This window comes from Actinosynnema sp. NPDC050436, assembly GCF_040655415.1.
GTDB lineage: Bacteria > Actinomycetota > Actinomycetes > Mycobacteriales > Pseudonocardiaceae > Actinosynnema.
In genome coordinates this window covers 531,474-540,951 of the sequence record NZ_JBFAJV010000004.1, presented here as the reverse complement: position 1 = coordinate 540,951, position 9,478 = coordinate 531,474, and the positions used below count along the sequence as shown (strand labels likewise).

The window sequence follows — 9,478 nt, the reverse complement described above, 5'->3', positions numbered from 1 at the left end:
TTGCCCGCCTCGCGGAAGCCCGGCCGGTTGAGCAGGCCGGTCAGCGGGTCGTGGTAGGCGTCGTGGCGCAGCCGGGCGAGCAGCCGGCGGTTGTCGGCGACTATCGTCAGGTGGCTGGCTGAGGCGGACAGCAAGTCGATGTGGGCTTTGTCGAAACTCCGCTCACGTCCCGTCAGATCGTGTACTTCGACTGCGCCGAGCAATTGGGTCGCCTCACGCAGCGGCGCGACGAGGGCTTCTCGTGTGTTGCGACGAGCCAGAGCCTCCGAGACCGCCTCGTCGGCGTCGACGGTTCGGAAGTGCCGCACCTTCGAACCTGGCAGTTGGAGCAAGGGGTCCTCGCGCAATCTGCCCGGATTATCGCTGTTCGGTGGCAGCGGCTTACCCGCCACGATACTCACCATCGGGGATTGCGGGTCGATGCGTAACCGGAGTACCACCCGGTTGGCGTTGAGCTGCTCGCGGATTCTCTCGGCGACCCGGTGCCATGTGTCTTCGTCCGCGAACCCTCCTGGCGCGCCGCTTTTCACTTCACGAAGGAAGTCCGCAGCTCGGGAGATCTCGTCGAGCACGACGGCGAGGGGAGTTTGGAACGTCACCGGTGACCCGCTAAAGTCGACGGCCGTCGACTCCAGCACGACCAACTCGTCGTCCTGTGCGTCGATGATGCGCTGCAGTCGATCCAGACCGGTCGACGTGTCAAGCAGGATCTCTTCTGCTGAGGGCAAATTCGACCGCAGGACGACCTCACCGTCGTTCGGGAGTATGCGCGGTGAGCCGTCCGACTGCCTGGCGTTGCGCTCCAAGCGCGTGATCTTGTCCTGGAGGAGTTCCGTCAGTATCGAGGCCCGCTCACGTTCCTCCTTCGCCTGGGCGAGCTGGCTCTCTGCCCGACCGCGTTCCCGTCTGGCGTTGCTCAGTCCTCGGCGTACCTGTTCCAGTTCGGCCTGGTAGCCGATCACCTCGGCCAAATAACGATCTCGTTCCGCGGTGAGATGTGAGATCAGTGCCGACAGACGCATGAGGACGACACGCAGCACTAGGGCCTGTCTTCATAGCCAGATGGTGAGGGTGGCGAGGTCGATCATGCCTTGGTAGGAGGTGGTGGTCTTGTCGTAGCGGGTGGCGACGGCACGGAACTGTTTGAGCCGGTTGAAGCAGCGTTCGACCACGTTGCGGCGCTGGTAGGCGTTGCGGTCGAAGGCGGGTGGGCGGCCCCCGGCCGGCCCCGGCGCAGCCGGTGTGCCTGCTGGTCGCGGCGCTCCGGGATCGTGGCCGGGATGTGCCGTCGCCGGAGTTCGGCGCGGATGGCGCGGGTGGAGTAGCCCTTGTCCGCGAGCACCCTGACCGGCCTGGTCGCCGGCCGTCCCGGACCGGGACTCCGGAACTCGATCCCGGCCATGACCCGGGTGAACACGGTGCAGTCGTTGACGTTGCCCCCGGTCAGGACGACCGAGAGCGGACGGCCGTGGCCGTCGCAGGCCAGGTGGATCTTCGTGGTGGGTCCGCCGCGCGACCGGCCGATGGCATGATCACCTGGGTCACCGTGCCCGCCGCACGATCCGACCGCCCCCCGCGCCGGTCGCGGTGGACGCCACGCGGCGGGCGCCGGCCGCATGCTGGTGCGCCCGCACGATGCTCGAATCCACCGACACCTCCCGGTCCAGCTCGTCGACCGCCTCCCCGACCACCCGTACCTTCGCCACCAACGCCGACAGGGTGCCGTCGAGGGACCACCGCCGGAACCGGGTGTAGACCGTCTGCCACGACCCATACCGTTCCGGCAGGTCCCGCCAGGCGACACCGGTCTTCGCCTTGAACAGCATCCCGTTGACCACCCGACGGTCGTCCACCCGAGGACGACCCCTCGCCCCCGACACGGGAAGAAGCGCCTCGACCGCACGCCACTGCTCATCGGTCAACCCATGCCTGCGCACCACAGACACAGATCAAACCAGACCAGCCAACCCGGCTATGAAGACAGGCCCTAGGACCACCTGGGATGCGCGGTGCTCGACCTGCACGCTTCCCAGGAGTTGCCGGCGTGCCGTGCTCAGCTCGTCCGTGACCTCGATGAGTCGGCGCTGTGTCGCGATGGTCTCGGCCTGAGCACGGACCAACCTCGTGTGCGCGTCGCGCAGCTCCGGCTCCGCCGGAGGCAGGTCCGTCCTCCTGCTTCGAACGGCGCGCTGCCACAACTCCCGGCCCACGCGCGCCCGATCGGACCGATGACGTTCCTCGGGAGTACACGCCTCAATCACCGCCTGCACGAACGTCCACGGAGGCAGCTGGTCTCCGGCCAACTGCTTCGACACCGTTGTGTCGCTGCACTGGCAGGTCCTGCTGATCGCCTTCAGCGTCAACTTCGAGTGGTCCACAAGCCCCCGCAGGTACCCCGCGAGGTCGTGCCGTGCCTGGTCGTCACCTTTGAGCGGACCCCAGGGGCGGCCTGACCGCATCGCTACCTCGCTCCGTGTCCCGTCCGCGGACAACCGGCGGTTGTCCGCCGCGACCTACAGTGCCAGCTCGGACAAGCACGGGACCACCGGCGAACCGCAACAGTGTGTCTTGCGCGAACACCGCATCTGACGAACGAGGAGATCCGCCATGGTGGACCTGATCGCATGGGTGGGGGCGAGCGCGATGGTGGTCGGTACCCTCAACCGTCTCCCGACCGTTGTCGCACGATTCGCCCGTGTTCTCATCCCGCTCGTCCGCGCAACTCGTGACCTGCGGGCAGAACTCCGAGGGCACGGCTGCGAAAGCTTGGATAGCAATAGGTGAAGCGAAGGCCTACCGACCCGACATCGGCAACGTCCGCCCGTCGGCACAACTGGACGTTGTCGATGTCGGGCGGAGGCGCACTGCGTCTGGGTACGGATCCGATTGTTGGAGATTGGGGTTGGCGGAGCTCCCGATCGGTGTGCTCGATGTGCCAGGGAGCACGTGGGAGCGGGGTGTGAAAGCAGTACAGTATGGGAGCCGTTGGGCGCGTAGGACGGCGTTGAACCGCGCCCAACGGCTTCCCGAGGCTGTGCGTTTCCTGTGGCGACGGTATTTCCGCTGGTGCCAAGGCGTGGGTCGATGCGTTCGACCTCGAGGACGGCGACGAGTTGCGCGCGGCCTCTGGTCAGCGCACCGTGGTGACGGGCAAGCGGGTCCACGGCGAGTACAACCAGGTCTACAACTGCAGCGTCGCCGACCTTCGCACGTACTACGTGCTGGCAGGCGAAACCCCGGTACTCGTGCACAACACGGGGTGCCCGACCGGCACCGGGCGCGAGCTGCTCGACGGACGGGCTCAGCTCCACATCATCCACGGTGACCACAAGGGCGGCGGTCACAAGTAGCCGGGAAACAAGGACAGGACGGTGTTCCCCGTAGGATGGGACACCGACAGGATTCTGGACAGCGTGGCAGAAGTGGTGACCAGCCCCAAGAGCGTGTGGAAGCAGCAGACGGGGGCGGCAGGAGCGCTTTACACGCGCAACGGCGACCCCAGCCGGTGGAAGGTGGAGGGGAAGGTGGACGGGGTCAACATCCGCGTGATCTTCGAACCGGCGAACGACCGGGTCGTCACCGCGTTCCCGCTCGACAAGTAGTCGATGAGATGAGGTGAATGTGAGTCCCATGCACTTCCGCACCGAGCTGGAGAGCTTGTTGGCAGATTCCCCGCTGTCCGATCCCGACGTGTTGGGTGACGTACGGGGGTTGCTGGTGGCCGGCGAGTACGCGCTTGCCTTCGACACCTTGTGCTCCTGGATATACGACGACCAACTCCGCATCAGTTCCGCTTATTACGAACGGTTGCAGTGGGCCTCGGAAGAGTTGGGCTCTGCGAGGCTGGTCGGCAACATCGGAGATTTGGCTCGACCATGACGGTATGGTACATCCGTGCGGCAGGACCTATCGTGCTGAAGGGTCGAGGTTGGCATTGACTCTCAATGTTGTTGTCCACGGCGTCTATCGCTATGCCGAGACGTGGGAGGAGATGTCGGCGCTCATCGCTGAGGTGATGGATAACCTCAAGTCCGAAGAAGTCGGTGGTCCCGGTATTAGTCCGGGCGAACAGGCGTGCTTCATGTTCGCGGATGGGCGGCATACTGTCAACAGCTGTGATCGGTGGCCGGGAAACTACTTGTACGTGGCGGTCAACAGGTCGACCGGGTTTGGTGGACTAACCTGGTTCGTTAATACGGAGAGAGCCGCGCGGGAGAACGACGGAATATCGGAATACATTTGGGTATCCGACAATCCGTCTCCGCCCGACCGCGACCCTCGTGTGGTTTCCGATCCGGGGTGCCCGCTGTTCTACGATCGTCGCAGTGCGGTGCCGATCGAACGAGTCCGTGTTGTCCTGAATAACTTTTGCCGTGTCGGCACTGGTGCCCGACCCGTAGGGGTTGATTGGGTTCACGGCGAGATGAACGGGCGTCGACTCGATGGGTGATCCGCAGTTGTAGGGCCGTCCTCCTCCTTATTGCAAAGGAATGGCCAGGAGCGGTTGCCCGGGACTATCAGTACTATTAGACAACGGACCTGAGTCGACGCGGACGACGGCAAGTTGCCGGTACTCTTACCGAGTATCCGGGTCACTGGAGCCCCTTGTGTGGACAGGTAGGCGGATGGTGTCGGCAAGACTGCGAAGTGGTTCACGAGCGGTTCTCGGCCTCGTGATCGCGGGGATCACGGTGGTCGTGGGGTGCGGCGACGGGGGTTCGGCCTCTGGTGTCGAGCGCGGCAGCGGGGTGGGGGACCCGCCGACGGCGGTCAGCGTCAACGCCGAGATCGACGGGTTTCTGGAGTCCGCGACCGAGACGCGTCCGCTCACCGAGTTCACGGACTGGGAGTGGGACGAGGTGTACGTGTTCGATTTGCGCTACACGTCGGGGGAGAAGGTGAACGAGGTCGTCGGGTGGGACATCGCGCCGGGGTTCAGTTCTGGTGGCGGGGCGTTGGCCTTTTATCGGGGAGAGAAGGTCGTGCGGTACGAGGTGTCGGGTGCCAGGGTCTGCGAAGGGATCTACACCCGGTCTGCCTACGTCGACCCGAAGTACGGCTGCTGGCTCCGGGACGAGAACAAGCGTCCCTTCGAGCAGGGGGTGGGGCCGAGCAGCACCCGGTGATCTGCGGGCTTGCGAGGCGGGCGGTGTGACGTGTCGAAGCGGACCGGACCTGTGGGTGCCAAAGGTCGGTCGCATGGCTAGACTTGTATGAAAAATTGTCTCCAGAGGGCTGGCCTCCAGCAGGTTGGCTCCGGACAGTGTCCGGAGGTGGCGTCGGACGGTGCATTGTGTAGCCCGGTCCGGGTGTCCTGTCCGACTGAACCTTGCGGTGTCCGGACCTAGTTTGCGGGACTGGCTGCGGTGTCCGGCCTACCTTGCGGAGCCCGCTGACCACACGTTCTAGCCAGCCGGGAGAATGCGGCGCGTGCCGGATCTGGGTGTACTGCCGGGCGGTGCGCCAGCGGCGCCCGAGAGGTTCGAGCTGGTCTTCGCAGACGAGGACGGCGAGAACCGGGTAGGGCTGAGCGAGGTGTGGTCGGTGCCGTTGGAGTCGTGCCTGCCGGTGCGCGGGTTTCCGTCTTTCAAGGGCCAGCGCCACTACGTGGGCCGCTGGTAGACGGCCACCACGGGCACGTTGGTGGGGTACGAGTCGTGGCTGGAAAGGGACCGGCTGATCCTGCTGGACGTCGATCCGCAGGTGGTCGGCATCGCCTCGCAGCCGTTCTGGCTGTTCTTCACCACGACCGAGGGCAAGCGGCGCTCGCACGCGCCGGACTACTTCGCGCGCCTGGCCGACGGGTCGGCGTTGGTGCTGGACTGCCGCCCTGCCGACCGGATCAAGCCTCGGGACCAGGTCGCGTTCGAGGCGACCGCGCAAGCCTGCGCGGTGCTGGGCTGGCGCTACGAGGTGGTCGACGCGGTGGAGCCGGTGCTGATGGGCAACCTGCGTTGGCTGGCCGGCTACCGGCACCCGCGCCACGACCTGCCCGCGGCCGCGCTGCGGGAGGCGTTCGCCGAGCCACACGGCTTGCTTGAGGGCGCGGAAGCGGTCGGTGATCCGATCGCGGTGCTGCCGGTGTTGTTCCACCTGCTCTGGCAGCGCGAGCTGCACGTCGAGTTGTCGAGGCCGCTGCACACCGACGCGGTGGTGAGCCGGTGAACGTCGGAGCAAGGCCGGTGTTGCGGGTGGGAGACCGAATCGCCTTCGACAGCGAGGAGCACCTGGTGGTCGGTATGCTGGAACGGCCGTGAGGTTGCGCGCGGACTCCGGGGCGGAGCAGGTGGTGCTGGCCGGGACACCTCATGCAGCGGCTGACTTCGTGGTGCTGGATGCCGCGGGCGCACCCACGTCGACGCCGATGGTCGAGCCGTTCGGAATGCTGGAGGCATTGCCCGCGGAGGTCGTCGCAGCCGCCGAGCAGTGGCGCGAGCATCTGGTGGAGGTCGAGACCGGGCTTGCGCCCGGCGCCGTCGCGGGCACTGGTCCGCGGCCCGGCTACGACCCCCTGACCACCACGTTGGCCGAGCGTCAGTGGGCCAAGGCCGCCGAGTTGGGCGCGGGTCTGCGCACGATCGAGTTGAAGCGGGCCCGCTACTTGCAGCAGGGGTTATGGGGGCTGGTCGACCAGCGCACGGCCCGCCGCTTCGACGTTGCCGGGCAGACCGACGCGCGGGTGGTGGCGGTGCTGCGGGAGCTGATCGCGGCGGAGACGGACGCCTCGACGGGCACCCGGTCGCGGCTGATCCGGCGGACGGTCAAGCGGCTGGAGGAACTGCATGGACCGGGGACGATTCCGCTGCCGGGGCGCAGCGCGTTCTACGCGCTGGTCGACCGGTTGAGCACCGGGCGGCACACCTTCGGCTCCGCGGTGACCCGCCGCCAGCTCGCGAACCGGCCCGACGGCGCGTTCACCGCGACGGCCGCGGCGCGGCCGGGCGAGCAGGTCCAGATCGACTCCACCCCGATCGACGTCATGGTCCTGGCCGCCGACGGCGTCCCGGTCCGGGCCGACTTGACCATCGCGGTCGACGTCGCCACCCGCGCAATCTGCGCGGCGGTGCTGCGCCCGGTCGGCACCAAGGCGGTCGACGCGGCGCTGCTGCTGGCGAAGATGCTGGTCCCCGAACCGATGCGGCCGGGCTGGTCGGCCGCGCTGGCGATGGCCTCCTCGGTGCTGCCGCACGAGCGGCTGCTGGCGGTGGACGCGCGGATGCGGGAGGCGGCGGCGCGGCCGGTGATCGTCCCGGAGCAGGTGGTCGTCGACCACGGCCGGGTGTTCATCTCCGAGACGTTCACCCGCGCCTGCGAACGGCTCGGGATCTCGATCCAACCCGCGCGCAAGGGCACCCCGACCGACAAGGGCGTGGTCGAGGCGACGTTCGCCGCGATCAAGACGCTGTTCGCCCAGCACGTCGCAGGGTTCAAGGGCGCCCATCGCCTCGCCCATCACCGAGCGCCGGTGCGAGAACATCCGGTACCCCGATCTCTGCGTCCAGGTCGATGCCGTTGCCCGACCGCCGGTGGTGTGGACCGGACCCGCCTCCGCCGTGGCCTGGCAGTTCTCCGGCACCGACCCCGAGAAGCGCGAGCGGGCGGCGGTGAAGGTCATCGCGGTGTCATTCTTCGCGTTGGCCGCCTACGTCACCGTCGAGTCCGTGCCGGCGACGGTGTCGCTGCTGGTCATGCCGTTCCTGTCGGCCACGCGGCACCGCGCCGGACGTGAGCTGGGTTCGGCCAGCGCGGTCGCGGACTCCAAGCAGACGCTGCTGTGCACGTACCTGTCCGGCGTGCTGCTGGTCGGCCTGGTGCTCAACTCGCTGTTCGGCTGGTCCTGGGCCGACCCGGTCGTCGCCCTGGTCATCGCCGCCGTGGCCGTGAAGGAAGGCCGCGACGCCTGGCGCGGCGAACACTGCGCCTGCTGACGCCGCCACCGAATCCGCAAAGTAGGTCCGGACAACCAGCTCACCCGGCTGTCCGGATCTACTCTTCGACCCAGGACTCCTATACGTGACCCGAAGTGCAAGGTAGCGGGTTGGCGCTGGTCAGGGGGTTGCTTGGGGGCGGGTGTGGTGGGTGGTGGTGTCGTTTCTACGGTTCGGGGCCGTGTCTCGGGAGTGGACGACCGATGAGTTGATCGCGTCGTGGATGTTGGTCGATGGGGACTGGCCGTTGGTGGGCAACAAGTCCGGGGTGACCCGGTTGGGGTTCGCGTTGCTGTTGAGGTTCTTCGAGTTGGAGGCCCGGTTCCCGCGTGGTCCGGAGGAGTTCGCGTGGGTGGTGGTGGCCTATGTCGCCGATCAGGTGAAGGTGGCGCCGGAGGAGTTCGACGGCTACGACTGGGCCGGGCGGTCGGTGAAGTACCACCGGGAGCAGATCCGGACGGAGTTCGGGTTCCGCGAGTTCACGCGGGGCGACGAGGACAAGGTCGCGGCGTGGCTGGCCGAGGAGGTGTGCCCGGTCGAGCTGCGGGAGGAGCAGTTGCGCCAGGCGGTGCTGGTGCGCTGCCGTGCGGAGCGGCTGGAGCCGCCGGGGCGGATGGAGCGGATCGTCGGTTCGGCGCGGGCGAGCTTCGAGCGGCGGTTCTGCGAGGCGACGTTGTCCCGGTTGGACGGGGGGTGTCTGGTGGCGTTGGAGGACCTGGTCGCCGAGGACGCCCCGCTGCTGCCCGGCGGGCGGACGCTGTGGGGCGAGTTGAAGGCCGATCCGGGGCAGGCGAGTCTGGAGACGCTGCTGCGGGAGATCGACAAACTTGCGGCGGTGCGGGCGTTGGGGTTGCCCGGCGGGTTGTTCGCCGACGCCTCGGAGAAGCTGGTCGCGGCGTGGCGGGCCCGTGCCGCGCGTGCGTACCCGTCGGATCTGCGGGCGATGCCCGGGTCGGTGCGGGTGACGTTGCTGGCGGCGTTGTGCCGGCTGCGGGCCACGGAGATCACCGACGCGCTGGTGGACCTGCTGATCACCCTGCGAAGGTCCGCCCCGCCGGTCAACGAACTCTGCCCGGACTCGAGCCGTGCGCGGCGCCTCGTTGGGCGATGACCGGCGTGGTGTCACGGGCGCGAACCAGGCGATGGTTCTCGTCGTGGTCGTACCTGGGTCGGCGGAGGGCCGATGCGGATGACGAGGTGCCGACCATGCCGCAGATCAGGAGCAGTCGCTCGGGCAATCTCGGTCGCACGCGGGCCTTGGGCCACTCGGTCTACCGCTGCCAAGACGTCGCAGTCGACGCGCCGAACAGGGCATCGGGCAACCGATCCAGCCAATCCCGATGTGTACCACGTACAGGGTCCCCAACGCCCCCAGGCCGTCGGCAGACCTGCGGTCCGGCCGGCATAACAGCTCGAAGCGCACGGACCAGGAACTCATCCTCAGTTCGTCCATCGGAATCTCGCATCCCTGAATATCGGAACGAGTCGCGGTTGAGGAAACGAAGAAGTCGGTACGCCGATCCGTTGGGATTCAATTCAATCGGGTGCGG

General features: G+C 67.4%; 8 protein-coding genes and 4 pseudogenes. 9 read left to right on the top strand and 3 right to left on the bottom strand.

Going from position 1 to position 9,478, the window contains the following annotated elements:
• The 3 genes and pseudogenes from AB0I60_RS14845 to AB0I60_RS14835 form a co-directional block, all read right to left on the bottom strand.
• The coding region (locus tag AB0I60_RS14845; protein WP_360729680.1) for a GGDEF domain-containing protein at positions 1-1,040 on the bottom strand (1,040 nt) is incomplete at its 3' end.
• 12 nt (positions 1,041-1,052) lie between these two features.
• Positions 1,053-1,946, bottom strand: a pseudogene (locus AB0I60_RS14840) (IS5 family transposase).
• Between the two features lie 3 nt (positions 1,947-1,949).
• Positions 1,950-2,459, bottom strand: coding sequence for a helix-turn-helix domain-containing protein (locus tag AB0I60_RS14835; RefSeq protein WP_360729709.1), 510 nt, complete (start codon positions 2,457-2,459; stop codon positions 1,950-1,952).
• Between the two features lie 573 nt (positions 2,460-3,032).
• On the opposite strand from AB0I60_RS14835, the gene AB0I60_RS14830 reads away from it, so the two are divergent.
• From AB0I60_RS14830 to AB0I60_RS14790, 9 genes and pseudogenes are all read left to right on the top strand, one after another.
• Positions 3,033-3,350 (top strand): polymorphic toxin-type HINT domain-containing protein, encoded by a 318-nt coding sequence (locus AB0I60_RS14830; RefSeq protein ID WP_360729706.1) that lies wholly within the window; start codon positions 3,033-3,035, stop codon positions 3,348-3,350.
• A 15-nt stretch (positions 3,351-3,365) separates the two neighbouring features.
• Positions 3,366-3,602, top strand: a pseudogene (locus AB0I60_RS14825) (EndoU domain-containing protein); the annotation flags it as partial.
• Positions 3,603-3,630: 28 nt separating this feature from the next.
• The gene (locus AB0I60_RS14820) at positions 3,631-3,879 is read left to right on the top strand and encodes a MafI family immunity protein (RefSeq protein ID WP_360729678.1); all 249 of its coding nucleotides are present in this window, start codon (positions 3,631-3,633) and stop codon (positions 3,877-3,879) included.
• A 49-nt stretch (positions 3,880-3,928) separates the two neighbouring features.
• On the top strand, positions 3,929-4,450 hold the full coding sequence (locus tag AB0I60_RS14815; RefSeq protein ID WP_360729675.1) for an Imm1 family immunity protein: 522 nt from the start codon (positions 3,929-3,931) through the stop codon (positions 4,448-4,450).
• 223 nt (positions 4,451-4,673) lie between these two features.
• Complete coding sequence (locus tag AB0I60_RS14810) at positions 4,674-5,126, top strand: hypothetical protein (protein ID WP_360729673.1); 453 nt, start codon at positions 4,674-4,676, stop codon at positions 5,124-5,126.
• A gap of 304 nt (positions 5,127-5,430) precedes the next feature.
• Positions 5,431-5,622, top strand: coding sequence for a hypothetical protein (locus AB0I60_RS14805; RefSeq protein ID WP_360729670.1), 192 nt, complete (start codon positions 5,431-5,433; stop codon positions 5,620-5,622).
• Between the two features lie 15 nt (positions 5,623-5,637).
• A pseudogene (locus AB0I60_RS14800) lies at positions 5,638-6,165 on the top strand (TnsA-like heteromeric transposase endonuclease subunit); the annotation flags it as partial.
• Between the two features lie 1,379 nt (positions 6,166-7,544).
• Positions 7,545-7,928, top strand: a pseudogene (locus tag AB0I60_RS14795) (cation transporter); the annotation flags it as partial.
• Between the two features lie 181 nt (positions 7,929-8,109).
• A complete protein-coding gene (locus tag AB0I60_RS14790) occupies positions 8,110-9,039 on the top strand; it encodes a DUF4158 domain-containing protein (protein WP_360729667.1) in 930 nt (309 codons plus the stop codon).
• The last annotated feature ends 439 nt before the right edge of the window (positions 9,040-9,478 follow it).